The organism is Paraburkholderia sp. CNPSo 3274 (assembly GCF_024206475.1).
GTDB lineage: Bacteria > Pseudomonadota > Gammaproteobacteria > Burkholderiales > Burkholderiaceae > Paraburkholderia.
In genome coordinates this window covers 21454-45977 of record NZ_JAMBPR010000060.1, presented here as the reverse complement: position 1 = coordinate 45977, position 24524 = coordinate 21454, and the positions used below count along the sequence as shown (strand labels likewise).

Below are 24524 nucleotides of genomic sequence, written 5' to 3'. Positions count from 1 at the left end.
CAACGTTCGTTCCAGCTCTCACCTGGACTGGCTCATCTTCAGCAAACGGGTGCTTTGCGCGCCGTCATGTCACAGCAGCAACTCTTCGATTAGTCACCGCATAACTTTCAGTGACTGGCCAGTTTGTGCGGGAAGCGCGGCACATAGCCGTTCGTTCCATGCCTGAAGCTTTATTCCTCAGTGGGCGAGAGTCACGTCAAGTGAATGTCCAGGCATCTGGAGTAAGGAAGCTGACATCGGATCCCAGGTTCGGATTGCTTCGGCTCTCAGGCGCTCACGTCCTCTGTTTTGATTGTGGCCAGTCTCGAGCCGGCAAACGGGTCATTGCGCCAGTCGGCGCCGGTGCGTTTGCCCGCGTCGCGATTCGAGGCGTCGTCAATTGCGAAATGCTCAAGAGACTGGCCGGCACTGATTGCCTGAACCACCCATTGTGGCGGCGCGCCATTGCCGTCCCATGTGTTGCCCGAAGCGTCGCGAAAACGCACTGCCCGCAAACGCTCCTGATCGGCTGCAATTGAAGTAGCGATGTCTTCCGGTTCGATTCCAAATTCAGCCATCCGTCGTCGCAGATAGGCCACGATGCTTTCGCGTTTTCTCTCATCCATCTGGTGTATTCTCCGCGCAACAATCTGTCGTTGGGCAGGTGATTGCAAATCGCGTGCCGCCAGGATGCCACGCGACCCAACGCTGCCCATGCCGGGGCAGCGAAGAGGGTGGAGCACGTTTAAACCATATTTTGCTGGGAGCGGCGCAGGTGAGGTGCCGCGACTGGCGACCGGTATGAGAGCAGTATAAATCAACCCATGTGCGACACCAGGTTTGCTTGCGCACGTTGAGTCTTCTTTTGTTGCTTTCACGATTCAACGTGCGGTACGAACAGGTGCATCGCTGACGCGGGACCCATACCTCCCCGATCAACGATACCGGGTGCATGTCTGGATAATAGAGAGTTGGCTTTTTGCGGCGCAATAGCAAACAAACAAAGAAAGGCGGCGTTGCGGGACGCACGGGCAACATCGGGCGTGCCTCTATTCCTGAACGCCAGTGACATTCAAACCGTTGCGCGCTGCCCTTTCAATTTGCACGGACGTACTGATAAAGTCATAATCACGACCGCGACGACCGCGACGACCGCGACGACCGCGACGACCGCGACGACCGCGACGACCGCGACGACCGCGACGACCGCGACGACCGCGACGACCGCGACGACCGCGACGACCGCGACGACCGCGACGACCGCGACGACCGCGTCAATTCTGACGAGCCGACCGAACTTCGAAGTGCCTAGCAAAAAACGCCAGCGAAGTTCCACGATCGCATGAACGGTAAACCCCACAGCGAGGAATAGACATGGTTACCCTGGACGCAATCAACTCGAAAATTGCCAAACTGCAGAAGCAGGCGGCAACGATTGCCGAAAAGCAGTCGTCGGTGGGCCTGACGAAAATCCGTGACCTGATGCAAAAGCACGGACTGACTGTCGCTGACATCGAAGGCTTTGTTGCAAAACGACGCGGTCGCAAACCTGGGACGACGCTGGCAAAGGCGGCAGCAAAAGCGCCGGGTGCGGCCGTGCACCACGTTGCGCCGAAATACGCGGATCCGAAAACGGGCGCGACGTGGTCGGGCCGTGGTCTGGCGCCGCTGTGGATTCGCGACGTCAAGGATCGTTCGAAATTCCTGATTGACGCTGAGGCAACGGCGAAGACTGCCGGCGCCAAGGCGGCGCCTGCGAAGAAGGCCGTTGCGGAAAAGGTCACTGCGAAAAAGGCAGGCGCAAAGCGTGTCGTGGCCAGGAAGGCGGCGAAGACGGCAGTCGCCACGAAAAAGGCTGGCCGGGCAGCAGCGGCGCCGGTCAAGGGAGTGCGTGGACGCAAGGCCGCAGCACCCGCGAAAAAGGCTTCGGCACCGCGCAAGGTGGCAGCCCGAAAGGCACCGGCCGCAGTTGAGGCTGCTGCCACGCCTGAAGTCGCAGCAGCGTAAAGGACAACGGCGGTTACGGGCGATCCAGTCGTAGCTGGCGGAGTGACATGCTGGCCACGCCGCATTTGCGGCCCGCTACGACTGATTACTCAGGTCCCTTCGTGCGTCGCCTCACATGAGAGCGGCGCCTTGTTTGTACATCAGGAAGTGCGGACACAGCGCCGCGCGCTGTCTACCGAATGGCTTACCGTTTCGCGCTCGTATCTCTCGCGTTGCCAGTTGACTGTCCACCCGAGTCGATTCCTCCGGCGGTTGGTCGGCTGATCGCGGCCGCATGGAATGGCATGAGCCGCGCGCAGCTCGTGGACCGTGCCCGCCGGCTCGACATGCGTGCATCGCTGCGGGTGCAGCCCGGTATCGGACCGGATGGGCTGACGCAGTTCAGGCTCACGCTCAGTTTTGCGAACGGAAGCTTCGAGCTGATCGCCCACGTACGCCGTGTCATTCGCCGACGCACGGGCGCGCGACGCCAGAAACCGTCATTGCCTCCAGCACGCGATATCAGGCAACAGAGCCTCTTCTGAGTGTTGCCGAGGCCAGGGCAACGACGCCTGTCGACATCCAGGCGTTGCCGCTGAAACGAAGTCCGTTAGAGAATCCTGAGATTGCGAATCTTTCCGATTGCCGGTGAGCGTTCGACGATCAGGTTCGCGATGAATTCCGGCAACAGGACGCGCGGCATGTTCGCGGGAATATCGGTCACGAGCTGTGAAGGCACCTGAACGATAAATTCCTCCGGCGCAGTGGCGAGACTATGTTCGTACGCAACGCGGATTTCCATGCCGTTATCTTTCGGAGATATGGTTGCCGGGAGCGCATGCAATATGCGCAGGGCTACGCAGGGTTGTGGACTCGGTGTAGCGCGCGATACACCTGTCGTTGTTCTGTTGTGAGCGCTTGCGCGCTTTTGCGGATCATCGCAGGCTGCACCGGCCGCGACTCCATTTCCCTGTAATCCAAGCCCGGCGGTTTGGTGTCCGTCTATGGGAGCCGGTTACCATCAGCTGCCGGAATATCCATATGACGTTTGTGCGAGCCGCTCTCACGTCCTTGTTCACCGGCGGCCTTTCATGCACATGAGCAGACTGATGTGCGATTGCGCGACGGGGCGCATTGGCGACGTTATCGTGCAACCTGGAGATGACTGTCGTTGGTGCGCGTGTCACGCGCGACCATACCGACCAGCTTTCCAAGGTGATCACTCGCCCTGAGTACGATCTCCATTCGGGTCACGCTGAGCGCGCGGTCGTATTCATTGACCACGGCGGTGAGACCGTCAGTCAACGATTCAGGCACATTCCAGACGCCAGTGCGGTCTGCCTGATCGAGCACCTCTCCGAGGCCACGCTCAACGCGTTCGATGTCCGCGATATCGAGCCGCCCATGTCCCGCCCGGGTGATGAAGCTCGTGATGATGATGATCTGCGAGAGGAGATTAACCAGCGAGCGGTCCGCTTCTCCATTGCGCAGACGCTCGAGCGCAATCCGTGCACGCAGCGCAAGATCCGAGGATTCCTTGCGGGGCATGGGAAGAAAGAGCGATTTTGCATGCGCACTGGCAGACGGACGACGCGGGGAACGGTAGTTCTTGTTTGACATGCTCGACAGCTGGCGAATGGATTTCGGGTTCGCATATTGGGACGCTTCACCGCGGGGCAAGAGCATCCGCCAAGATTTGTCCGTGTCTCGCGGTTCGTCGCGTTTTCTGTGTGGTGCCTTTCGATGCCTGGCTGCAGCATTGTTGCGAAACCGCCTATAAACGTGACTAACTGTCCGCGCGCCGCAGCTCCGGCAAGCGCCTGACGGCGGCCTCCGCTTTCCTGCATTGGCGGCACTTCCGAGGAACCGCGGAAAGTCGGAGCAGGCAGAGGGGCATTGCTGCCCGGGTCAGGACGAAAACAACTGTGCCTTCCTCGCGCTGATTGCGCAGACGGAGCCGGAGTCTGTCGGCGACCTGGCGTTCAAGATGGGAGGCGCTAAACCGGATCGGTCGAGCGCCTTGAAGACACGCGGGAAAGATCGGCTGATTCACCTTGAAACGAGCTTCGGCCCGTCAAATGGCGTCGCGGGCCGTATCGCCCGCGATGTCCTTCCACGAATGCTACGCGGGAGCGACTCCCTGTTCAGCGGGCATCGGAAGAATGGAATCGGCGAGCGTTGAGCAAACGCTAGAATAACCGTCCTGGTAGCCGCCCGTGACGCATCCGCCTGGCCAGCGGAAACAGGGCGCGTGATGCCGCAAGTGCGCGGCGCAAGGATTGCGGGAGCTAAAACAGATGAACGATGAACTAAGGGCGAAGATTGGTGCTGTCGCGGGCAAGCTCGTGCAGGAAGCGATGACGACCGGACTGACGTGGGAAGAGATCGTCGCCGCATTTGGCCTGGCCGCTAAAGCGACCGCTCAGGCCGCCGCGAGTGCGGGCGATGCGCCGGCCGATGAATGCGTTGCACGCGCGCGTAGCTGTCTGGAAGATGCCTTCGCGCAGGACGTCCACGTCGTCATTGCGGATGGCGGTGCGCCAAAGGGCGACGCCGAAGCCGACGAGAATCCGCTTCTGGCAACTGCCCGCCGTCGTCACATGTCCAAACTCCATTGAACGGCGAGCGAACTCCGCGCCGCGGATAGCCTGGCACACGCTGTTCAGTATGCCCAGGAAAGCCCGGGAGAAAAATCCAGTCTCCGTCGTCCCCGGCAACGTCAGGTGTTGACCTCTCCGGTCAGCCCGGCGAGGCAGGTCGGTGGCAAGTCGACCTGACACAGCGCTGCGTAGCGGGCCCGGTCACCTCGATGCGCTTTGTGCGGCATGGCGCGGGGAGCCTGGCACGCTATACCGGCTCATAGCAGGATCGCCTGCTGCAGCAGTTCCAGCGCTTTCAGTTCGTCCAGGCGACCCGTGCGTGCCTTGCCTGCCAGCGTCTTGATCAAGGCTTCCGCTATCGGCTCAATACCGTGAAGATTGTCCAGACTCGTCAGGCAAGCGAAGGGGAGCGCTGCCGGGTTTCGCTGCGGTACTGCGGACGCGGCGAGCGACTCTGCGGTTGCCCGTGTAGCTGCCGGCGCCCCGTCACCACCTTCTTCAGGCAGGTGACCGGTAACGTCGTCGGGAAAACCATTTACATGATCTTGCGCGCTGGTAACGATCGCCTCGTTCTCTCCTGCGACATCCGCCGAAACAGTTGAGCTTTCTGGATCGCTCGCCCGCGCGCGCCGTGCACGCGCCTTCGTACCTGCGGCCTTCACTGGCATGTCGTCGTTTGTTGCGGGCGCAACCGGTTCGTGCTGTTGGGCGGATACGCGTGCGCGCGAAGCAGGCGCAAGCATACGCGACACCGACGCTGGAATATCGGCTTCGGAGCGCGGGGTGTCCAGCCAGCCGGATGGCAATCCCAGTCGCTCCGTGAACCGGTTGGCTTCGACAGCGTCCATGCGCTTCTTGCCATGCAGCCGGTGGGCCATGTTGGAACCACTCAGGTCCATGACCACACCAAGTCTTGCTTTCGAGCCGTTGCGACTCGTGAGAACGTGAAGGTTGGCGCGGCGGATGTTCTCAACGTCGGCGCTATCGTTCAGTGCCAGCGACTGCTGCCGGGCCGCTTCAGGAGACGTCCTGGATTTCGCACGCGAAGCTTTTCGCGGCGTCCGGGCTTCGGGCTGTCCGGACGCTTCGCCAGGACTGGTCTTGACGGACCTGGGCGTACCGCCGGTTGCTTTCCTGGGCATTTGTGCTTCCTCGGACAAACTGTCTTTAAGAGAGGGTTGCTGGTCGACGGTCAGGGCAGAAACCGGCTTGAGTGCTTCGGACTCCCCGTCTGGTCCGTCGTCTGCTTGAATGATGAAGTCGAGTGGTGATTTAAGGCGAGCGATGGTCTCGGCTGCCAGCCCGGGATTGGGCTGGTCAAAAAAACCATGCGGCAACCCGAGCGTAGTTTCCATGTGAAAGGCGGTCTCGGGTGTGAATCTCTCGCCCTTCATGAGTTCGGCCACGCGCGTCATGGTGGACTCAAGCGCGATGGCGATATTTTCCGCACCCACTGCGTTGACGAGAAACTGGAACGACCGTGTCTTGAAAACGGAGGCCGTCTGTGTGGCGTCCTGGACAGGCGCCTTCACATACGGTTGTCTCTGCCGGTTGGGCTGAGACTTCTTTTCGTGGCGAGGTTGGCGTTGGCCGCTGTCGCGGGGTCCCGCATATCGCCCGCGGGCTTGACTCATATAGTAGGGCTCCATGCGAGCGTTGACATCCTGAAGATGATCATTATAAACGCGGCGCAGTTGATATTTGATGCGTCATTCGCACGACAATGCGTAAATGTACGCCCGGGTGAGGGGGGCGGGCTCCAGGAAGTACTGGTTCTCCGTGAACGCATATTAAATAAATAGGATAACGAATGAGGAACCGCAAGAATTCAGCAACTATTCATGGCCCCGATTGAGGCGTCAAGGGCGATTGAGCCAGCTGAAGCTGCGATGAGGTCGGGGGACGTCGACGATGCCGACGGCAAGCCGATACTCGGTTCGAGGAGGGCGCGGTACTCCGCTTGCCACCACAAATCGTCGCATCGACGAATGGGGTGAGGGCTTGCACAACCCGCGCTTGACGCTGGTCGCCGTCGACCGGCAGGTCGACCATCCGGCCATATTCGAGCGCGCCGTACTTCGCCTGACAAGTCCTTGATGAGGATTTTCAGTATTTGGGAATGGACAACATACCCGGAAACGTCAACCTTACGTTTCCCGAAATCGTCGTGCCTCCGGTGTCACGACGGCGCGAAAACGACCGCGCCGCGATCCTCAAAATGCTTGAAGCTCCGGATAAAACGGTATAGCTGTCCGCCGATCTCCAGCCGGTTTCGTCCAGCGTGGGTTTGCTCAAGGATCTCTTCGGCCTGGGTCGCGGCGATGTCCCCGTGATATCGCAGGCGGTCCTGATCTCTCCTGGCATTGCCAACGTACATGGCACAGACGTCATTGCATTTCTGCATCATGATCACGCTTGCGCCAGAGTTCAGGGACAGCTCGAGATACTCGGCCAGCGTCAGAAGTGACTCGGTCGTCGTCATCGCGATTCCCCTGAGGGCACGGCTCCCGGCGTCGATCCACTGGGTGGTGGTATCGACACCCACTGAGGATAGCGCCACGAACTTCCGGCACTTGCCTCGCCTGATTTAAACAGTCTACGCGGCGGACGGCGTCCCGGTCACCGTGATCATGCACGGGACCGGGCGGGTTCACCACGCACGCGTCGCGAGGCGCAGTGGGCCACCACATCGGGGAGGCTGTCTGGCATGGCGAGCGCCAATCATCAGAAAATTATCGGGCGACAGGCACCTGCCATGGCCACCAGCATGTTTTCGATCGCAGTGCTTCTGGTCGGGGATGTCGATTCTTCGAGGACGGTTGTGTTGCCGGCGCGGAGTTCGACCGTTTTCCTTCACAGGATATCTGCTGTTTTGCTGGGCAATGATGGGTCCGGGCAGCGTGGCCGCAAGCGCGGCATCAACGCTACCGCAAAAGCGCGATTCGTCCTGCGTCTTCACGCCTATGCTGGATCGAATCAATTCCCTGGAGGACAGGCGAAACACTTACGCTTCGTCAACGATCAACCGGAGAATCGATCGACGTCACGAAGAGGGCGCACCAGGACATCGCGCGCATGTGCTGGCATGTCCATCACTTCATTAAAGATTGATGCGCAGGGTGCAAGAAAAACTGGCCCGCAGGACGGGCCACACATCGGGATGTGACGCGCGCCGGTCAGGCTGGCTTGATATTTGCAGCCTGCTTGCCCTTCGGCCCCATCTTCACATCGAAACTTACTTTCTGGTTTTCCTGCAGCGACTTGAAGCCTTCAGTCTTGATTTCGGAAAAGTGGGCGAACAGGTCTTCGCCGCCGTCATCCGGGGTGATGAAGCCAAAGCCTTTCGCATCGTTGAACCATTTCACAGTGCCAGTTGCCATTTTTTGAATCCTGTCGATGTTGAAACCTGAAATCGCGAGAATACGGCATCGCATGGAGGCGATCACCCGCAGGGATGACTTTTTACCACGCCGGGATGACACCTGCCAATCAGAAGGTCCACGGACCGCACAGGGACTGGTTTTCAACGACCCAGGCCCGGTGCAGACATTCGTCGTTCTAACCCCTGACGGCGCCCTATGATTGCCGCGCGGCAAAACGCGATCTACCCGGCAACCGGGAGTCCCGGCGAAGCCTGCAGGCTGGGCCGCGAAGTCTGATTCTGAAACGGAACAGGGGACGCGCTTGAGAAGAGTCGCAGAAGCATCGACGCATTGCGGGTTCCTCCCTCGCCACACGCGAAAGCCCGGTCTCCGTCACCATTCTGGTGTGGTCCCGTCCCGCATATTCCAGCGACGAGCAAACTACGGCGCGGAAGTGGCCCCAACCAGTTTTGCAGTGCCAGCCCGGAGACTGGGGAGGCCGTGTTACCCTTGGTCGACGCTAACACCAGCGAAGCCGCGCTCGAGGAATGAACGATACATTCGAGTTTTCTCAGGATTTCGAGCCGTTCCCCGAAGACCTGCCGAGAAAGGACTGGCAGACAAAGTCGCTCGAATGCGCCATGGCCGATTACTGGGTGGCAAGCGATGGACTTGTCGCGCGTCGACAGTTTCTGAGTGACGGTTATTTTGCCAGCAACACAGCCTCCTTCACGGCTTATTTGTTCCACTTCCGGAAAGGCGTGAGACTCGACCTGAAAGTGGTTGTTGCTCACGGTCGCATCCTGGAGCTTCGGCGAGAGCGCGAACCCGAAGCGGGGAAAGCGGTGGACGAGTGGACTATCTCCGTGCCGGGTCCCGACGCGGAACATCACAAGTGACGCGGGCCGGATCGCAGACGACTCGATAAAAGACTGGTAGCGGTCCTGCGCAAGTGGAGCCTGTCCGAAGGCCACGATCTGCAATAACGACCACCGCGGTGCTTCGCCCCGGCGTTGGCTTTTGTTTAAACGCGTCCCGCGTCGGCTGGCGCTTTGCACCGGAATGTACCACCGCTTCGATGTTCCGGACGGTTTTCCCCGTCGCTGCGGAGAACTGCGCGCGATCGGCGCGCTTTGGCAAGCGAGTTCTACGTTCACCAGCGCGACCGGCACAATTGGCACGCGAAGGTCCGGTCACCAGGGCGGCGTCCACTATCGGGTGTCGCACCAGGCGCCAGGACGGATTTCCTGAAAATACTGTCGTCATACGCTCAATCCATGTCGTTCACGCGGAACAGCTGGAACCTGGCCAGCTTATATTCGCGATCACCGAAACGGTGGCAATGCAGGATGCAGCACGCACGACGATGATCCACGAATTCCAGGCAAGCGGCTTCGAAGTGGAGATCGATGATTTTGGCACGGGCTACTCGAGCCTTGCGTACCTGCAGCGCTTTCGGGCGAAGCAGTTGAAGATTGACCGCTTTTTCACAAACGGGCTTGACGCACACGGCGAGGAGGGCAGCGCAATCGTCTCGGCAATCATTGCTCTGGCGCATTCGCTGAAGATGGAAGTGGTGGCCGAGGGCGTGGAGACTACGTCCCAGCTCGAGCATCTCCGGTCGCTGGGGTGCGACGAAGTGCAGGGCTTCCTGCTCGGCCGGCCGCTACCCGCGGCTGCGTTTGCCACTCTCCTGAAAGGACGCCAGCGCCGCCGCGAGGGCGGCCAGACGACTGCCGTCGAGTAATATCCCATCCGGCGCTGGAGTAGCAGAAGGGGCGTTGTCCGCAGAATGCATTCGGGTTGGGCGCCCGCGCGCCCCTCTAACCGAAGCAACAGTGTGGACTGACTACTTGAACATTTACGCGATGTTCCGGCGTCAGCACTGCACGAACGATGTCACGCGCCGGTGCATCGCGCGGTTCGCATGCGGCGGCTTTGGGCCGGAAAGGCACCAATGGCCGATCAGGCAGGAGACGGCATTTGCTGACCGTCTCCTCAGGGGACAGGGGGCTCAGGTCGCCAGATCGGACGGCAGCTTTCCGCCGTTTGCGGCGAGCGCCCGCATGAGCTGTTTGTGCAGCCACACATTCATGCTTGCGGAGTCGTCCATATCGCCGTCGTACTTCAGTTCCTGTGCCAGTTGCTTGCGGTGCTCCAGGCTACTGTCGACGCCCAACGCCTTCATCGTGTCGACGATGGACGTGCGCCAGTTGAGTGTTTGCCCGCTTTCACTCACGAGCTGATCCATGACCGCGGCGACGTCAACATCGGCCAGCGGTGCAGCGGGCGGCGGTGTGTCCGGAGCGGCGGCCTGTGCCGTAGTTGGATCCGGTGCAGGCTCGGTCGCGGGCGGCGGCTGATCCGGTTTCGCCTTGCCGAACAGCTTGCTGACAATTTCGCCAAAAATGCTCATACAGAACCTCCAGAAGTAGAAAGAGATCGCGAGAGCCGTGCTGACGGCGCGCACCAGCGATGTTACGCGCAGGTATGGAGGGTGATGTGAACTTTGTCATGCCCCTTGCGCCCGAAGACATTCCTCAGGCCTTCGTGCAGTGCGAAGGGATGAGACCGTGGGGCGGCGTCTTTCCCGTTTCCTGATGCCTCGGAGATCGGCCGGTGTTGTCCGATGCCATCGGACGGTAATGCCTGATACGTGGGAGACGAGGTCGGATCCGGACATGTCCGATGCATTGCGATTCAACCGAAAGAGAGGCGCGTGAGAATCGGCGATGACAACAAGGTGAACTCTCCATGATCTTCGCTCAGCGTAGCCCAATCCTTATGCAAAGTTTGCATATGTCCATGCCGACACAGCATTAGACGATCACATCAGGCCACTTCATCATCGCGTCTCCGCAGCAATTGCGGTTGCCTCTACATCTCAGCATCACCAGGGCATTACAACAAGGACATGCGCTTTCAGGGCCGGCCACCTGCGTTATGCAGGCTCGGTACGGTACAGGAATGCCGTATTCCCGGTATGGCTCGCTCGCGCTGTCCATAACGTAGGAGACAATGTGAAGCAATCGATACAACGGAACATCGGCCCGTTCGCGCTGATGTTCACCGGCCTCGGGTCGATCATCGGTTCGGGCTGGCTGTTCGGCGCGTGGAAGGCGGCGAAAATTGCAGGCCCGGCGGCCGTTTGCGCCTGGATCATCGGCGCCGTGGTCATTCTGGCCATCGCGCTCACCTATGCCGAACTCGGCGCGATGTTCCCGGAGTCGGGCGGTATGGTCCGCTACGCCCGCTACTCGCACGGCGCACTGGTGGGCTTCATCAGTGCGTGGGCAAACTGGATCGCCATTGTCTCGGTGATCCCGATTGAAGCCGAAGCCTCGATCCAGTACATGAGCACCTGGCCCTATGCGTGGGCGCACGCGCTCTTCGTCGACGGGTCATTGACTCATTCAGGGCTCGGGCTCTCCGCGATTCTCGTGATCATCTACTTCATGCTCAACTATTGGGGCGTGAAGCTGTTCGCGCGTGCCAACAGCGCGATCACGATCTTCAAGTTCATCATCCCGGGTCTGACGATCATTGGCCTGATGGCTGGAAGCTTCCACCATGAGAATTTCGGCCAAACGACCACGTTCGCGCCGTATGGCTGGTCGGCGGTGTTCACGGCGGTCGCCACGAGCGGCATCGTGTTCGCGTTCAACGGTTTCCAGAGCCCGATCAACCTCGCGGGTGAAGCGCGCAATCCGGCCAGGAGCGTGCCGTTCGCAGTGATCGGCTCGATCCTCTGCGCGCTCGTGATCTACGTGCTGCTGCAGATCGCCTATATCGGCGCGGTCAATCCGGCCGACGTCGCGAAGGGCTGGAGCACGTTCAACTTCAAGTCGCCGTTCGCGGAACTCGCGATCGCGCTGAACCTGAACTGGCTCGCGATCCTGCTCTACGTCGACGCCTTCGTGAGCCCGAGCGGCACCGGTACGACCTATATGGCGACGACCTCGCGCATGATCTACGCGATGGAGCGCAACAACACGATGCCGAAGATGTTCGGCAACGTGCACCCGTTCTACGGCGTGCCGCGCAACGCGATGTGGTTCAACCTGCTCGTCTCGTTCATCTTCATGTTCTTCTTCCGCGGCTGGAGTTCGCTCGCGGCGGTGATCTCGGTGGCAACGGTGATTTCGTACCTCACGGGTCCGATCAGCCTGATGGCGCTCAAGCGCGCCGCCTCGGACATCGAGCGCCCGCTCTCCGTGCCGTTCATGAAAGTGATCGCGCCGTTCGCATTCGTCTGCGCGTCGATGATCCTGTACTGGGCGAAGTGGCCGCTGACCGGCGAAATCATTCTGCTGATGGTCGTCGCGCTGCCGGTGTACTTCTACTTCCAGCGCAAGCAAGGCTTCGAAGGTTGGGGCCAGGATCTGAAGGCCGCATGGTGGCTGTGCGCATATCTGCCGATCATGGCGCTCCTCTCGCTGATCGGCAGCAAGGAGTTCGGCGGCGCCGGTCTGCTGCCCTACGGCTGGGACATGCTGGTCGTGGCGCTGGTCGCGCTCGTGTTCTATTACTGGGGCGTGAATTCGGGCTACCGCTCGCCGTACCTCGCGGAACGCCAGGAGCACGACGAAGTCCTCGAAGGCATCGCAGTCCATTGAACGTCGACCGCCTGTTGTACGCGCCGTACAAAGGCGACCTCAGCAGGCAGATTTGCTGGTCGGTTTTCCGTCAACGCACCCAGGCCTTGCGTCTGGGCCGGATAGTAGCCTTTGTCTCGGCGGTAGTTATTCGGTGCCAGCATGACTATGGCAATGTCGCGTTTCGCCTGGCCGCGTCGGGTTCCGTCATGATCTTCGCGACGATCAGCGCGATCAGAAAAACGAGGCATCGCAACCCTCGACGACGACCTGACGCCCGTATCAGGCCGGTACGGCGACGTTCGTGCCATCGCTTCGCTCTGCGACTCGTCGGCATAGTTTCTGTGCTCGCCGGTGCGGGAGGGACCGACGTCCCGTTGCGTCGTGCAAGAAGTAGACGTCAAAGAAGTATCGATATTCGTCTGGAATAGATAGATGCGTTTTGTCAATTTTGCATCCATCGGACGGCGATAGCCCGAACCATGTCTCAACGCGCCTGGCGCGCCCTCACACGCGCCAGCGTGACGTTCTGTGGACTCCCGGCCCAGACCGCCAGCGCGGAGTAATTGTCGGCGTGCGGTGTGTTGCCCGAACGACGCATCGCCTCGTGCTCGATCAGCACGGCCCAGTCATCGACGGTATGAACGACGCGCAGGCGATCTTCGAGTGCATCTTCCGCGACGGATTGCCAGAGCCCATCCGTGCAGAGCAGGAACACATCGCCATCTTCCAGCACGCGCGGCGGGCTGATCGCGGGCGCGATCTGGCCGCGCATGCCGGGTGCCATATGCAGCCAGGCGGGATTGACGCCGTCGCCTGGCAGGCCCGCGTCCAGCAGTTGCTGCCGCACGCCATGATCGCGCGTCTGTTCGATCAGCGCGCCGCGTGCGAACCGGTAGAGCCGGCTGTCGCCGGGATGAGCCCATTGCGCAACGTCGTGCCGCCGGTCGATGATGAGTGCGACGACGGTCGCACTCATGCGCCCGCGCTCGCGCTGCTGCATCGCGAGAATCGCAGCGTGTGCTTCCTCAATGCACTCGAGCAACGTCTGCGCGAGCGTGCGGCCGGTGCACTTCGCGCGGTGGAGGATGCGCTCGACCGCGCAACGCGAGGCGATCTCGCTGCCAGGATCGCCAGAGACGCCGTCGTTCACGACAAAGCAGGCGTAGTCATCCGTGATCGTGTAGCCAGGCGCCCTTGAACGTCGGTCGACGGTTTAAGTTTCCGCTGGTCCTGACAAAATCCCCCCTCCGTCACAAGATTGGCTGCAGTTGTGCTTACCCTTGTATCGTTCGCCAGGCGTACCGGACAGGCGAGGGGTTCGTGGCCTGAGTGATTCTATGATGTTGCAGTATTTTTTATAAAATTACTGCAATCATGAACTCGCGTTTTGCAGTAAAATTCAAAAAATTACTGCAATTCTCTGACATGCACGGACTTCCTCTTTACCAGCGACACGATCAGGCATTCTGCTCCCAGTACGCGAACGTCGAGCAGGCTGCCGCCAGCCAGGGGCGGGTTCTCGTGGGCGCGCCGGGCACGATCACCGAGCACCATCGCGGGAACGCTGTCTACTACTATCGGCAGTTCATGAACGCGGAGGGCAAGCGGCAGCAGGAGAGTCTTGGCGGACCCAAGGGCGATCCGGCGGCCGACGAACGCGTCGCTGCGGTGATGGCTCAGATCGAGCAGTCCAAAGACCTCATCAGCCGCATCCGGGAACTCGCGAAGCTCGGCTTTCAGATTGCCGACAACAAGACCTACGCGACCATGGCGGTCCTCCACAATTACGGGCTTTTCCAGGCCGGCGCGGTGCTCGTGGGCTCTCACGCGTATGCGGTTCTGCTCAACAGCCTCGGCATCAAGGCGCTTGCCTACGAGACCGAGGACATCGATATCGCGCGCGCCCGCCAGCTCGCGCTACAGGGTGTGCCGTCGGGCGGCCTGCTCGAAATCCTGAAAGAAACCGGAATCGACTTCGTGCCGGTGCCGGGGTTCAACAGGGGCGATCCGTCCACGTCGTTCAAGCAGGCGGGGCGGACGCGTTTTCACGTCGATCTGCTTGTGCCTTCGAAGGACAACACATTTCCGACCGTCGCCGTTCCAGAGCTCGGTGCGCATGCGAGCGGCATGCCTTATCTCGCCTACCTGCTCGGCCAGTCCCACATTGGCACGCTGCTTTCAAGGCACGGCGCGGTGCCGGTTCGCGTGCCGGACCCCGCACGCTTCGCGATCCACAAGATCCTCGTTTCACGCTTGCGCACCAACATGCTGATCAAGTCGCAGAAAGATATCCAGCAGGCGTGCGTGATGCTCGCGATGCTCGGCGAGCACAGAAGCGGCGATATCGAGCTCGCCTGCTCGGATCTCCCGAGGTCTGCGCGCCCGATGGTTCGCCGTGCGCTGCCCGATGTACGCACCATGCTCGAGGCTCATGAGGGAGCGCTATTCGAATTTGAGGAAAGCATTGGCGCCTGACAGGCCATGTCGTGCTCCGACTGGCCCGGAATGCGTATGATCAACCACCCGGCACTGTATGCCATCCCGTCACCGCGCGTTCCGTGTGTGGATGCCGTCGTTCCGGTTGTTCGCGCATCTCACTGGCACTGTCCTTCTCGACAATGGCGTCGCGTCGGATCCTTAGCCAGCTACCGTACCGAATATGAGTACGGGCTGGACTACGGACGCGTTCAATAGATTACGCAAAACAGTCTGGGCGGCCGTTGAAATTGCAATCATTCGAGCTGTAATGTCGACTCTAGTGAAACTTCATCGTTGGTCACTGAGCGTCGTCACATCATATCAATTCGTATAGCGAATTAATTGTGCGACAGCCGGCGAGGAATGCCAGATAGTCCAGTCATTCGCTGGATGGCTGACACACGATTTGCGTGCTGCCCGGCTCAAGGATGTGAATACGGATTCTGAAGCGGTGACGGGTGGATTGGATGGTGCCGATGGTGCTGCCGGTGCTTCGACTTCGATTTCGCCTTTGGTTGGGACTCTAACGTCGGCTTTGTGTGCGGATGCGGCTCACCCTGGGGCAGCGGCTCTGTAGTCTGGGCTGCGGGCAGTGGCGGAGGAGAAGTGGTACGTCCACGTTGCGGCGAGTCCTGGCCTTCGCCGAAGTGAAACGTCTGCGAGTCTTGCGCGTAAGCGGTGGTGGACAGCGACACTGCCATCAGTAACAGGAATTTCGAAAGCTTCATGCGTGTTCCCTTTGGGCGGACGCTTCAGGATAACGCAATGCGCAGCCTCTGCCGCCTTGTCCTGTTCATTGCTCGCGTGGCCGACAAGGTGTGCGAGGCGTTCACAACTGCGCAATGCGCCGCTTCAAGGGTCCGTCGTGTCCGCCGACCCTCGTAAAAAGCGCTAGACCGAACTGGCCAGGCGTCAGCCGATCCTTGCAAAAGAGTATGAACGTTCGTCGTGAAACGGCCGCCGAATATTGCTCGTGATTTGCGAATTCGCGGACACGGACCCAATGCCAGACTCGTCGATCAACCATCCCGATTCGGATCAATGCCGTGAGAAAGTCACTATCATGACCGCGAGGTGTCCACATGGAGGAAGTCCGTGGCAACGTACAAGGAACTAAAAGCACAACTTGACGAACTCAAGAGTCAGGCGGCCGCTATGCGGCAGCAGGAGTTCGACACGGTGCTTGCCGATATACGTGCAAAGGTTGTGGAGTTCGGATATACCGAGCGGGATATCTTCGGGAGCCGACGCGGCAGACCAAGGGTCGCGCACGGTCCACTGCCTGCGAAATATCGCGATCCTGCTACCGGTGCTACCTGGTCCGGGCGGGGACGCGCGCCAAACTGGATCAAGGACGCGAAGAATCGCGACCGGTTCCTGATTTACAAATAGATCACCTCGGCGGGCGTCGATAAGAACCGCATGCCCGCGGCCAATGCTTGAATAAAAGCCATTCCTGTTTGCGGGCCCGCCCACCACGATTCGGAAAGATATGAGACGCATATTCGAGTTGCTCGGTGCAGGAATTTAGTCTCATTGATGTCAGTGGGAGCAAAGCGCCCTGGCATGTCCGTATGGCGCTTCCCCGCGTCCCGTGCGCCTGATCAAGTGTGACGGACAGGGCCGCGTCGCTTCATCCCCATGGCAGACCCTTGCACGCAGCGCAGCCATTCGTTATTATTTTTATAACGAATGGAGATCAGCATGGCTACGCTGCACCCGGGCCTTCCGGAATTGAATCTGCCTTCGCGTCAGGGTGGCAGTCCGTCAGTCAGTTCATGGCTTCTGTCCTATCCGATGTTTCGCGACGCCCTGCAACGCGAGGAAACGGATTTTGTCGCACTACCGTCGTACGTCAGGCTTCCCGTTCTGAGAAGGATGACGGAGCCGACGGATGCGTCGTCTGCCCGGTGGACAGATCTGGGTGGGGTGCGCGCCTCCTATATCGAGCTCTGTACATCCTGTGTTGCGGATGTCGTGCGGGATCACCTGTTGGCCGGTGCAAACAAACCGGAGACTGCCAGTGAAGCCGCGGACGAACTTGAAACGCTCTGTTCGATATTTCCTGCGGCCCGGGTGCCTCTTGTGGCGAGACCTCCGTGCCTGCTCAGTCCCGGCGTCGGCTTTTTCCTCGAGGGTTGGGCGCGCTTTCTCGCGTACTGGTCCCGCAACGACAGGACGATCCCGTTGCTTGCCGTCGACTGGCAGGCCCTGTATGGGCGCCTGACTGACGATCTGCCCAACGGCGCCAAAGCAGCGGCGAAAATCCGGCCATCGCTTTTCTGCGTCGCGTGACGCAAAGTAACTACGTTGGTCCGCGGCGGTGGGCGCTCCTGCAGGCATTACATCGGGTCTGGATGTTCTGGAACCTGCTTTTGCAGAAACCAGATGTACTTGCTGGCGGCTCACCGCAGCCTCGAGACGGTAGCGGGGCCCTTTTTGTGACAGGCGCAAAAATACCGAACTGAGCTGCCCCTGGGTGTTGTTTTAAGCCACTGCCAGGTTGCCTTGGCCGCGCAAACCCGTTATGTTTACTGTTCCAAAAGTTATGACGGTTTGTGAAAACCCGAGCTTTTGGCGTGTGTTTGCGAACCCACTGCCCGTTATGGTCCGTGGGTTCTTTTTTGGTTACTTTGGATTGCGAACGATTTTGGTGCAATTGGGAGAGACCGCCCGTAATCACGCAGCACGGCTGAACGGGGACAACTGCCTTGAGTAGCCGATCCGGGTAGAACGCCCTATATTGGCGGCGCTCGGGATCGCGGGGTATGCCGCCGGGTCAGGTACCCTTCGCTGCCTTCGAGAGCGCTTCGGCGAGCTTGTCGAAGTAGCGCAGCGCAGCAGGCGTAAGTTCGATCTGCTTGCGCCGGGTGTCCTCGGTGTCAGAGAGGGTGAGCCATCCTTTCTCGCGCATCGACGCGATGCGACCGTGAAGTGTCGCAGGAGAGCCCAGTTCACTGTGTCCAATCATGTCCCGGACCGACAACCGGTCCTTGTTCTGTGACGCGCGAGCCACGAACTCAAGAATCTTCTCTTCAAGCGGATCAAGCGCTGGCAGCGTGGGTAAGCCACGAATGGCTTCGGTCAGTTGCAGGAAACGAAGATAGATGTCTGCAGGTCGTTTCATTGCTTTCGCCCATACGCGATGGGTGCGCACGCCGCGAAGGCGCGGGTCAGCTATGATTGGGGAAGGAAAAGCGAATGGAAGAATTATACCGTCATGGGAAGCTTGCGCTTACATTTCTTGTCCATAGCCGGCACCGTGATTGTCTACGTGCTGACGCTCTGGGTCGATGAACGGATCTTCCTGCATGCTGCGTTTCCGCGTTGGGTGGAGTGGATCTATCTTCCGACTGGAATCCGGCTTTTGAGTACGCTGTTGCTGGGCGCGGACGGTGCGATTGGGCTGCTGGTCTCCGCCTTGCTGGTCGATTTCTTTCATTACTTCCCGAACGACCCCGTGCGGGCAATCGCGGGCGCGATCTTCAGTTCAGCCGGCCCGTACGCGGTCTATCGCCTCGCCCTGGAACGCTATGGCCTGAAGGCGTCGCTGACGAATCTCACGCCAAGGCGCCTTATAGTGCTCGCGTTTGCCGTCGCACTCATGAACTCGACGCTGCATCATCTCTGGTTCGCAATGACGGGAAATACGCAGGACATCCTGCAGAGTTTCTTCACGATGTTTGTGGGCGATCTGCTGGGCGCACTGAATCTCCTCTATATCGTGAAGGGCACGCTTGCCCTGCTGCCCAGACATCCCAGCCAGTCCTCACGCATGACCGACGGCATGTTCAGGGTCCGGCAGGCGCTCGACCTTGCCTACAACAGCCGCCTGGCTTGACGGCAGATATGGGGTGCACGGCTCGTCAGGGCTCGATCGGGACGGTTGAAGGTTCTCACCCTTGCGGGATCGATGGCGCTCGGGGGCTGTGAGTCTGGGCCGGCCGCCCAGCATTGAAAGCGCCTAAAGGTCGCCGCGAATCGCGACATTGCAGCCTGGGTACAGCACCACATCGAGATACACGATGGCGACAATCGGACATAGCACCACGAGGCGGGGTGCGATTTCGCCTCATCGCAACTCCTTCGTCACTCTAGCGTGCGGCCTGATTGTTATATGCATTGGTCAGCGCAACGTGAATGCTGAACATCCCGTTCGTGAGCCGGGAATCGCCCGGGCGTTTCGGGAGCAAAGCCAGCAATCCCTTCATCGCATACAGCATGATTAGCGTGCCAGTGAGATCACCTACAAACATGCTGAACAGGCTTTCGAAGAAATGCTCCGTCGCACCGGTCAACGCAAACCAGAGGTGATGTAACAGCGGATTCGCGACCGAATACGCGACGGCGAGCACAAGAAGCCGTGTCGGCGTGAGATTCGTCAACGATGCGCGCAAGCCGTAATACTCTCTCGCGAACCTGTAGACCAGATACGGAGCCGCAGACCCGAGTATCGCGCCAGCAATCGCTCTCACAGGGTCATGCGGGAACCAGTAAAGAAAATCCGTTAGCAGACCAGCGAGCAGCAAGCCAAGGAAACCGTCGACGCCAACCAGCAGCGTGCTCAATAGCCGTACGCCGGATGGAAGGAATATCCAGTTGATGCCTCGTACAAACGAGGTATGCGCAAACACCTCCTGATTGATCCACAGCGATGCCACAAACGCTATCACGGTTGCCGCGATCGACCAGAAATGTATACGTAAGCTCAACATTGCGAGGAACTCCCTTTCCCTTCGGACTATGACTGGCCAATCATAGCGCCCGCGTGTGGTTCTGCGAAATGCATCTTCAACAGCCTATGCGCAAGCTGCAGGTTAGTGCCCGGGTCGCAATGCGGGTCGCAATGCTGAACACTGCGAATCTCGCGACGCGTGAAGTCATCGCAACCAGAGACAACATCAGGAGAGTTGCGCGGGAGGAGGGGCATCATCGCGGATGGCATGGTTATCATCATGCCGGTGATTGCACAGTCCGCGGGGCTCTACCAGGATGGTATTGGCGGCCGCAGCATGCTGCGTGTCTTTGGAGGAAACAGGTACGCCGCGTGCTGTCATGCATGCGTGATGGTTTCGAATCTGGGGCACAAATGGAAATCGATACCACAGGATGGTTCCCATTGGACGACTATGCGCCGGCCCGGGAGGGCTGGTACGAAGTCAGGCTCACGACCGGCGATACGGCATTCTCCCGGTTTATCGACGGACATTGGACGGAGCAGCCCGTGCTTCTGTTCACGCACTGGCGTGGTCTGAGTGCAGATCCGGGTGACTCGGCCGATAGCGAGCACATGGACGCTCAGGCTGCCGCCGCACAGGGCGTACGGGCGGCATGGAACGCGGTTTTCCCCGCAGTGGAGGATACACATCCACTCAAGAAATAGCTGCTGTCATTTGCCCATGCAGCGGAGCCGTCATTCGGGGAGCTGGTTGGCTCCGAAAGCCGGCAGACAGGCCAGGAATGCTGGCCGCCGCTCTCTTTGGAGCTAGTTCGGGGAACTCAGATCATAAGGATTCCTTTTTTACCTCAGATCTCGCTCCGCAGTGACAAGACGCAATTCGCGGCGCAGAACACCGCATTCGGCGGGCGCGGCAATCCCGATACTCCCGGTACCCAGCGTGACCGCATCGTTTGACATGGCTATATCCAACATGCAAGGGGCCGCGCATACATCCGATCCGGTCGTCATTTTCCTGGGGCGACGTCATCCCAACAAAACCTGCCTCGTATTCGTGCGCTAGCAAAGGTGGCCGTCTAGCAGCAGGAATCCCCGCCCTTGCCGCGCCGTGCGCAGCGATAGGCTGAGGGCGGGGAGGACATCAAGCTACGGTTCCATTGGAAAACTGCTGCTGGTCGGTCGGCTCTACCCGCAGGAACGGAATAATTCCCGGTTTCACTGCAACCATTCTGATCTCGGGCATCTGCTTCGGATTGGTGCCAGGTGCGTGCATTCCGTTGTTCAGCCAGGCCGTCACTTGAGCCTTGTCAGAGTCCGGAACTGCGACCAGAATGCGGCAAGGCTCGGAACGCGAGGCGGCTAGCTGCCCACTCAGTTCCACGCTCTTCTCCAGGTCAGGACTGCGTTTGTCCAGCATGGACTTGGGGAGGCCCACCGTGGTGCCCTTCCACGCTGTGACGGTGTCCGCCTTGCCCGCATCGTCCTTCTTGCTCAATGCGGCAGTGTCCGTGACAACGGGAACACCTGCCGTATGCAACGACTGCTCGAGCGCTTTGGCCTGCGCGAGATCCTGCTCCTTGCCATGCCGCCAACCGATATATGCCCCGGCTGCTCCCGCGATAACGGCGGCGTTACGGCAAGCAACGTCCGAGCCGCCGACCGCCTTGCAAAGCACGAGACCCGCCAACGCCCCGACGCCCGCGCCAACGACACCTTGGGTGGCTGCATTGGACGGGCCGCTGCCATCAGGCGCGGCACAACCCGCGAGGGAAGCGATCGCGGTTGCCAAGACAACCAACCTGAAACCAGAGATCTGTTTTTTCATTTTGACTGGCCCAAATCTTTGAGTTGTTGTTCAAGCTGCTTGTTCATATTTCGCACGTAGGCTTCGTCGCCCTCGGAGGATTGCATGCGTGCTACCGGATGCGAAGCCTGCGCGACCTTAGGAGCCTGTTGTGCCTGAGGTATCGCTTTCGGCGCCGCAGCGGCGGCTACAGGAATAGTGAGGGCCTGCTGCGAAACGGCGGCGCTCATCTGACGGATCGCGTCGGATTTGCCGTTCGCCGCCTGCTCCTGCAGGAATGCGAGCGTCCGGTCCCGATTGCCTGTGTAGTGCACAGCGACGCTCATCGCCGCCTTGGCTTCCGGAAGATGGCCGCTCTCCGCGAGACTGCTCGCGAGATTTGCCCATGCGGCCGTGCGGCGTGGTGCACGCACCAGGACGTTGGATATCGCGTCGATGGCGTCCTGCTGTTGTCCGCTCTCTTCGAGGGCATAGCCGAGGTTGTTCAGAAGTTCGATGTCAGCGGGATCGGCGGCAACACCACGACGGAAGGCTTCGACCGCGGACGCATAGTTTTGGGCCTGCAATGCGGCCTTGCCTTCGACGTTCGCCGTACGCGCGCCAGCCCGGTCGCCGTGCGCCACATTGCTCGCGCCGCTATCTTTCAGGTTGTCGGCAGCAAGATCAACAGCCGCCCAGTCGTTTTGCGCCGCAGCGTTGAGAACTGCCAGCACCGGAGCCGCAACGGTAATCTGCTGCGAAGGCGTCTGAACTTGTGCGGTTTGCGGCACGGGCTGCTCGGGCGCGCCGCTCGCCTGCTGGTTCGTCTGGCTGGCCGCCGCGTCGGCGTCAGCCTGTTGAACCGGCTCGGTTGCTGTAGTCGACGCCTGCTGGGCAGCTTGCGGTGCAGGCTCTTGAGCAGGCGCAATGTTCTGTGCCGGCGCGAGCGCCTGCTGGCCGGTCGTTTCATTCGACGTCGTTGACGACTGGTACGCTGGAGCGGAATACGACGCGTACTGAACCTCGCGATGTTCGCTGATGGCCTGATGAACACGCGGCGTCAGCACTGCAGTTAGCGCAATGACGGAAGCGATGGGCAACGAGACTGCATCTTTGGCCGTGCCCGCGAGCCAAGGCCTGTCAGGGCGCTTGCAGGCCTCGACCATTGCCAGGCGTGCAGCGTCATCCACGTTTGCTGTATTGGTGGTATCGAGTTTCCTTTGCGCGAGGATGGCTTTGCGCAATTTCATCGAATAGGACAGGATCGCATGGCGCCGGGCCGCGCCGAACAACAGTGCGCCGACAAAACCGGCCCACATCAGCGGACTTTCGGGCAGCCTGCTCATGGTGCCGCTTGTGCTTACGAACGCGCCGACAAGTCCGGCAGCCGAGACAGCGACGGGAATGAACCCGACGCGTACAGCGCGTTTGCGCGAGTGATCTTCCGGTGCAGCATCTGCTACGAGGTTAGCCGTCGATGTACCGTCGAGCCAGACATTGAAGGACTGTCCGTCGTACTCGTAGATAACGTGACAGACGGGAACAAGGATACGGCTGGTCCGCTTGCGAGTCGTCGCCTTCCAGTGCCAATCCTTCTGCCGGTCACCCTGCGCGTGCCGCCTGACGCCCACTTCGATGACGCCATTGACGAGTTCTTGTCCCCTGCCCGAGTACGCGTCGTTCGGACGCACGCTGTAGGCCTCGACTTCGAAACCACTGGTGAAAGAGGGGCTGTAGTCGACAACGTCGCCACCCATCACGCAACGCTCGATGAGTCGTGCAGGGAGGTTCAGCGAACTTTCATTCAGTTGACTGCCGCCATACGTGAGCACCCTGAAATCGCCCGTGTCTGTGCCGTTGACAGGACGCCAATCAGTTACCGTCTTGGTCTTGGCAACCGGCCTTGTACGGCCGTTGCTGTCCCGCACATAGTCCGTATAGTGCTCTGTGCGGTCGTATCCGAAGCTTGCGGTCCATTGCGCCTCGTACGTTCCAGTGAACGCGTACGCGGGAACGAAGAATTGTTCAACCTTCGTGAATGTCGCGTGTTCAAGCAGATTGTCTGGCGTGTACTTTCCCTCTGCCAGATGCTGGAAAACTGCGTCTTCAAGCTGACTACGGCTAACCGTCAACGTAACGACTTGGTTGGGCGGCTCATCAACTTCTTCATCTTCTGCACGGGGAATCTCCGTTACAGCGGCGCAATACACGCACTTTAGCGCGCGGGCCCCAGCTGAGTACTCCAAGTTCGCACCGCAGCCGCTGCAAAGCAGCTTGAGTTCTGTCGCTTCCATTTACACCCCAAAAATGTTCTATAGGGCATGAGGCGTATCAACACCCTCAGTACCCGTTGAGATCGTGTCTATGCGTATGAACGAAGCACAATCAAGGCTGATGAGTGTGCGGATAACGCTGCCTGCAACCGGTTCAGTTTCAACACGATGTCTGTCGCGTCACCGTTGGGCACACTGGCCTGCAAGGCCGAGATTGCACTCGACACCTGCGACGCCTCATCTTTCGCATCGGTTGCACGAGCAGATGGCACATAACGAAGCTCCTCCGCGATCTTTGTGCAGAGGAGCTTGGCGTCAGCATCACTGATCTCGACCGCGATCCGAGTCAGTGCAATCGTCCAGTTACGGTATCGCTCATCCTTCGCTTGGGTAGTCTGCACATCGTCGACCATCTTGCGCGCGACGTTCGTCGTCAGATTTCCGATGATGAATGCAGCTAGCGCCACGACCAGGACTGCCCAGGCTGCGCTCGCGGCACCAATCAGGCTAAGCAGAAGAGCAACGATCGAAAGAAGCAAAGTAATGGCTACCGTTGCTCCGAGTGGTCCGACACCTGCCAGGCGAGCGGCCTGAGTTTTTGACGCGGGCGCGAACACACTGGGCAGGTAAATGACCGCGCCTAACGACAACGCGACCGCGATCGCGCTCACAACCGTCGCCGGTGTCCAACTGTTCGAAGGCAGCACCAGATACAAAATGGCGAGCGCGGCCAAAACCGCGATGGCGCCAGCCGCAGCAATATGATTCCGGATGTTCATTTTCTTAT

At 59.9% G+C, this 24524-nt stretch carries 27 protein-coding genes; 12 read left to right on the top strand and 15 right to left on the bottom strand.

From position 1 onward, the window contains the following. Positions 1–266: 266 nt before the first annotated feature. Positions 267–605: an H-NS histone family protein gene (locus M3I54_RS31975; RefSeq protein ID WP_254343119.1), complete on the bottom strand. Its 339-nt coding sequence runs from the start codon at positions 603–605 to the stop codon at positions 267–269. A 446-nt stretch (positions 606–1051) separates the two neighbouring features. Then, a complete protein-coding gene (locus M3I54_RS31970; RefSeq protein ID WP_254343118.1) occupies positions 1052–1315 on the bottom strand; it encodes a hypothetical protein in 264 nt (87 codons plus the stop codon). Between the two features lie 38 nt (positions 1316–1353). Here M3I54_RS31970 and M3I54_RS31965 point away from each other — a divergent pair, with 38 nt between their 5' ends. Together M3I54_RS31965 and M3I54_RS31960 are read left to right on the top strand one after the other, a co-directional pair. Beyond that, on the top strand, positions 1354–1986 hold the full coding sequence (locus M3I54_RS31965) for an H-NS histone family protein (RefSeq protein ID WP_254343117.1): 633 nt from the start codon (positions 1354–1356) through the stop codon (positions 1984–1986). A 284-nt stretch (positions 1987–2270) separates the two neighbouring features. Next, a complete protein-coding gene (locus M3I54_RS31960; protein ID WP_236597017.1) occupies positions 2271–2510 on the top strand; it encodes a hypothetical protein in 240 nt (79 codons plus the stop codon). A 65-nt stretch (positions 2511–2575) separates the two neighbouring features. On the opposite strand, the gene M3I54_RS31955 is transcribed toward M3I54_RS31960, so the two are convergent. Both M3I54_RS31955 and M3I54_RS31950 read right to left on the bottom strand, forming a co-directional pair. Further along, positions 2576–2767, bottom strand: a complete 192-nt coding sequence (locus tag M3I54_RS31955) for a hypothetical protein (protein WP_254343116.1) — start codon at positions 2765–2767, stop codon at positions 2576–2578. 341 nt (positions 2768–3108) lie between these two features. Then, entirely contained in the window at positions 3109–3585 is a 477-nt protein-coding gene (locus M3I54_RS31950) for a hypothetical protein (RefSeq protein WP_254343115.1), read from the bottom strand. A gap of 677 nt (positions 3586–4262) precedes the next feature. Here M3I54_RS31950 and M3I54_RS31945 point away from each other — a divergent pair. After that, the gene (locus M3I54_RS31945) at positions 4263–4583 is read left to right on the top strand and encodes a hypothetical protein (RefSeq protein ID WP_254343114.1); all 321 of its coding nucleotides are present in this window, start codon (positions 4263–4265) and stop codon (positions 4581–4583) included. A 239-nt stretch (positions 4584–4822) separates the two neighbouring features. Here M3I54_RS31945 and M3I54_RS31940 read toward each other — a convergent pair whose 3' ends face one another. Beyond that, positions 4823–6199 carry a hypothetical protein gene (locus M3I54_RS31940; RefSeq protein ID WP_254343113.1) on the bottom strand — a complete coding sequence of 459 codons (1377 nt, stop codon included), beginning with the start codon at positions 6197–6199 and terminating at the stop codon, positions 4823–4825. Positions 6200–6744: 545 nt separating this feature from the next. Next, positions 6745–7110: a hypothetical protein gene (locus M3I54_RS31935; protein ID WP_254343112.1), complete on the bottom strand. Its 366-nt coding sequence runs from the start codon at positions 7108–7110 to the stop codon at positions 6745–6747. A 162-nt stretch (positions 7111–7272) separates the two neighbouring features. On the opposite strand from M3I54_RS31935, the gene M3I54_RS31930 reads away from it, so the two are divergent. After that, a complete protein-coding gene (locus tag M3I54_RS31930; protein ID WP_254343111.1) occupies positions 7273–7731 on the top strand; it encodes a hypothetical protein in 459 nt (152 codons plus the stop codon). Between the two features lie 10 nt (positions 7732–7741). Here M3I54_RS31930 and M3I54_RS31925 read toward each other — a convergent pair whose 3' ends face one another. After that, positions 7742–7945: a cold-shock protein gene (locus M3I54_RS31925; protein ID WP_042293433.1), complete on the bottom strand. Its 204-nt coding sequence runs from the start codon at positions 7943–7945 to the stop codon at positions 7742–7744. Positions 7946–8475: 530 nt separating this feature from the next. Here M3I54_RS31925 and M3I54_RS31920 point away from each other — a divergent pair. Continuing rightward, positions 8476–8826, top strand: coding sequence for a hypothetical protein (locus tag M3I54_RS31920; RefSeq protein WP_254343110.1), 351 nt, complete (start codon positions 8476–8478; stop codon positions 8824–8826). A 179-nt stretch (positions 8827–9005) separates the two neighbouring features. Continuing rightward, positions 9006–9674, top strand: a complete 669-nt coding sequence (locus M3I54_RS31915; RefSeq protein ID WP_254343129.1) for an EAL domain-containing protein — start codon at positions 9006–9008, stop codon at positions 9672–9674. A gap of 267 nt (positions 9675–9941) precedes the next feature. On the opposite strand, the gene M3I54_RS31910 is transcribed toward M3I54_RS31915, so the two are convergent. After that, complete coding sequence (locus M3I54_RS31910; protein ID WP_028209038.1) at positions 9942–10343, bottom strand: DUF3597 domain-containing protein; 402 nt, start codon at positions 10341–10343, stop codon at positions 9942–9944. Between the two features lie 604 nt (positions 10344–10947). Between M3I54_RS31910 and M3I54_RS31905 the strand changes: the two genes are divergently transcribed. Continuing rightward, positions 10948–12543 (top strand): APC family permease, encoded by a 1596-nt coding sequence (locus M3I54_RS31905; protein WP_254343109.1) that lies wholly within the window; start codon positions 10948–10950, stop codon positions 12541–12543. Here M3I54_RS31905 and M3I54_RS31900 read toward each other — a convergent pair. Next, positions 12474–12773 (bottom strand): type II secretion system protein GspG, encoded by a 300-nt coding sequence (locus tag M3I54_RS31900; RefSeq protein WP_375542251.1) that lies wholly within the window; start codon positions 12771–12773, stop codon positions 12474–12476. The genes M3I54_RS31905 and M3I54_RS31900 overlap by 70 nt on opposite strands. Positions 12774–13009: 236 nt before the next feature. Continuing rightward, positions 13010–13702, bottom strand: coding sequence for a serine/threonine-protein phosphatase (locus M3I54_RS31895; RefSeq protein ID WP_309249660.1), 693 nt, complete (start codon positions 13700–13702; stop codon positions 13010–13012). A gap of 248 nt (positions 13703–13950) precedes the next feature. Between M3I54_RS31895 and M3I54_RS31890 the strand changes: the two genes are divergently transcribed. From M3I54_RS31890 to M3I54_RS31880, 3 genes are all read left to right on the top strand, one after another. Further along, on the top strand, positions 13951–15000 hold the full coding sequence (locus tag M3I54_RS31890; protein WP_254343107.1) for a GSU2403 family nucleotidyltransferase fold protein: 1050 nt from the start codon (positions 13951–13953) through the stop codon (positions 14998–15000). Between the two features lie 1098 nt (positions 15001–16098). Continuing rightward, positions 16099–16395 (top strand): H-NS histone family protein, encoded by a 297-nt coding sequence (locus M3I54_RS31885; RefSeq protein WP_254343106.1) that lies wholly within the window; start codon positions 16099–16101, stop codon positions 16393–16395. 312 nt (positions 16396–16707) lie between these two features. Then, positions 16708–17298, top strand: coding sequence for a hypothetical protein (locus tag M3I54_RS31880; protein ID WP_254343105.1), 591 nt, complete (start codon positions 16708–16710; stop codon positions 17296–17298). Between the two features lie 484 nt (positions 17299–17782). Here the strand turns inward: M3I54_RS31880 and M3I54_RS31875 are convergent, their stop codons facing one another. After that, entirely contained in the window at positions 17783–18130 is a 348-nt protein-coding gene (locus tag M3I54_RS31875) for a winged helix-turn-helix domain-containing protein (protein WP_254343104.1), read from the bottom strand. Positions 18131–18148: 18 nt separating this feature from the next. On the opposite strand from M3I54_RS31875, the gene M3I54_RS31870 reads away from it, so the two are divergent. After that, positions 18149–18844 (top strand): hypothetical protein, encoded by a 696-nt coding sequence (locus M3I54_RS31870; RefSeq protein ID WP_254343103.1) that lies wholly within the window; start codon positions 18149–18151, stop codon positions 18842–18844. Positions 18845–19097: 253 nt separating this feature from the next. Here the strand turns inward: M3I54_RS31870 and M3I54_RS31865 are convergent, their stop codons facing one another. Next, on the bottom strand, positions 19098–19718 hold the full coding sequence (locus M3I54_RS31865) for a hypothetical protein (RefSeq protein WP_254343102.1): 621 nt from the start codon (positions 19716–19718) through the stop codon (positions 19098–19100). Positions 19719–20092: 374 nt separating this feature from the next. On the opposite strand from M3I54_RS31865, the gene M3I54_RS31860 reads away from it, so the two are divergent. Beyond that, positions 20093–20386, top strand: coding sequence for a hypothetical protein (locus tag M3I54_RS31860; RefSeq protein ID WP_254343101.1), 294 nt, complete (start codon positions 20093–20095; stop codon positions 20384–20386). A 436-nt stretch (positions 20387–20822) separates the two neighbouring features. Here M3I54_RS31860 and M3I54_RS31855 read toward each other — a convergent pair whose 3' ends face one another. The 3 genes from M3I54_RS31855 to M3I54_RS31845 all read right to left on the bottom strand — a co-directional run bounded on the left by M3I54_RS31855 (position 20823) and on the right by M3I54_RS31845 (position 24516). Beyond that, positions 20823–21506, bottom strand: a complete 684-nt coding sequence (locus M3I54_RS31855) for a hypothetical protein (protein WP_254343100.1) — start codon at positions 21504–21506, stop codon at positions 20823–20825. Then, a complete protein-coding gene (locus M3I54_RS31850) occupies positions 21503–23758 on the bottom strand; it encodes a hypothetical protein (RefSeq protein WP_254343099.1) in 2256 nt (751 codons plus the stop codon). Before M3I54_RS31850 ends, M3I54_RS31855 begins: the two co-directional genes overlap by 4 nt. A gap of 68 nt (positions 23759–23826) precedes the next feature. Further along, entirely contained in the window at positions 23827–24516 is a 690-nt protein-coding gene (locus M3I54_RS31845; RefSeq protein WP_254343098.1) for a hypothetical protein, read from the bottom strand. Between the last annotated feature and the right edge of the window lie 8 nt (positions 24517–24524).

Coding starts and splice junctions, on each gene's coding strand:
- M3I54_RS31975 (WP_254343119.1), bottom strand. CDS start 605: ATGGATGAGAGAAAACGCGAAAGCATCGTGGCCTATCTGCGACGACGG.
- M3I54_RS31965 (WP_254343117.1), top strand. CDS start 1,354: ATGGTTACCCTGGACGCAATCAACTCGAAAATTGCCAAACTGCAGAAG.
- M3I54_RS31960 (WP_236597017.1), top strand. CDS start 2,271: ATGAGCCGCGCGCAGCTCGTGGACCGTGCCCGCCGGCTCGACATGCGT.
- M3I54_RS31955 (WP_254343116.1), bottom strand. CDS start 2,767: ATGGAAATCCGCGTTGCGTACGAACATAGTCTCGCCACTGCGCCGGAG.
- M3I54_RS31950 (WP_254343115.1), bottom strand. CDS start 3,585: ATGTCAAACAAGAACTACCGTTCCCCGCGTCGTCCGTCTGCCAGTGCG.
- M3I54_RS31945 (WP_254343114.1), top strand. CDS start 4,263: ATGAACGATGAACTAAGGGCGAAGATTGGTGCTGTCGCGGGCAAGCTC.
- M3I54_RS31940 (WP_254343113.1), bottom strand. CDS start 6,199: ATGAGTCAAGCCCGCGGGCGATATGCGGGACCCCGCGACAGCGGCCAA.
- M3I54_RS31930 (WP_254343111.1), top strand. CDS start 7,273: ATGGCGAGCGCCAATCATCAGAAAATTATCGGGCGACAGGCACCTGCC.
- M3I54_RS31925 (WP_042293433.1), bottom strand. CDS start 7,945: ATGGCAACTGGCACTGTGAAATGGTTCAACGATGCGAAAGGCTTTGGC.
- M3I54_RS31920 (WP_254343110.1), top strand. CDS start 8,476: ATGAACGATACATTCGAGTTTTCTCAGGATTTCGAGCCGTTCCCCGAA.
- M3I54_RS31915 (WP_254343129.1), top strand. CDS start 9,006: ATGTTCCGGACGGTTTTCCCCGTCGCTGCGGAGAACTGCGCGCGATCG.
- M3I54_RS31910 (WP_028209038.1), bottom strand. CDS start 10,343: ATGAGCATTTTTGGCGAAATTGTCAGCAAGCTGTTCGGCAAGGCGAAA.
- M3I54_RS31900 (WP_375542251.1), bottom strand. CDS start 12,773: ATGCCTCGTTTTTCTGATCGCGCTGATCGTCGCGAAGATCATGACGGA.
- M3I54_RS31890 (WP_254343107.1), top strand. CDS start 13,951: ATGCACGGACTTCCTCTTTACCAGCGACACGATCAGGCATTCTGCTCC.
- M3I54_RS31880 (WP_254343105.1), top strand. CDS start 16,708: ATGGCTACGCTGCACCCGGGCCTTCCGGAATTGAATCTGCCTTCGCGT.
- M3I54_RS31875 (WP_254343104.1), bottom strand. CDS start 18,130: ATGAAACGACCTGCAGACATCTATCTTCGTTTCCTGCAACTGACCGAA.
- M3I54_RS31870 (WP_254343103.1), top strand. CDS start 18,149: ATGGGTGCGCACGCCGCGAAGGCGCGGGTCAGCTATGATTGGGGAAGG.
- M3I54_RS31865 (WP_254343102.1), bottom strand. CDS start 19,718: ATGTTGAGCTTACGTATACATTTCTGGTCGATCGCGGCAACCGTGATA.
- M3I54_RS31860 (WP_254343101.1), top strand. CDS start 20,093: ATGGAAATCGATACCACAGGATGGTTCCCATTGGACGACTATGCGCCG.
- M3I54_RS31855 (WP_254343100.1), bottom strand. CDS start 21,506: ATGAAAAAACAGATCTCTGGTTTCAGGTTGGTTGTCTTGGCAACCGCG.
- M3I54_RS31850 (WP_254343099.1), bottom strand. CDS start 23,758: ATGGAAGCGACAGAACTCAAGCTGCTTTGCAGCGGCTGCGGTGCGAAC.
- M3I54_RS31845 (WP_254343098.1), bottom strand. CDS start 24,516: ATGAACATCCGGAATCATATTGCTGCGGCTGGCGCCATCGCGGTTTTG.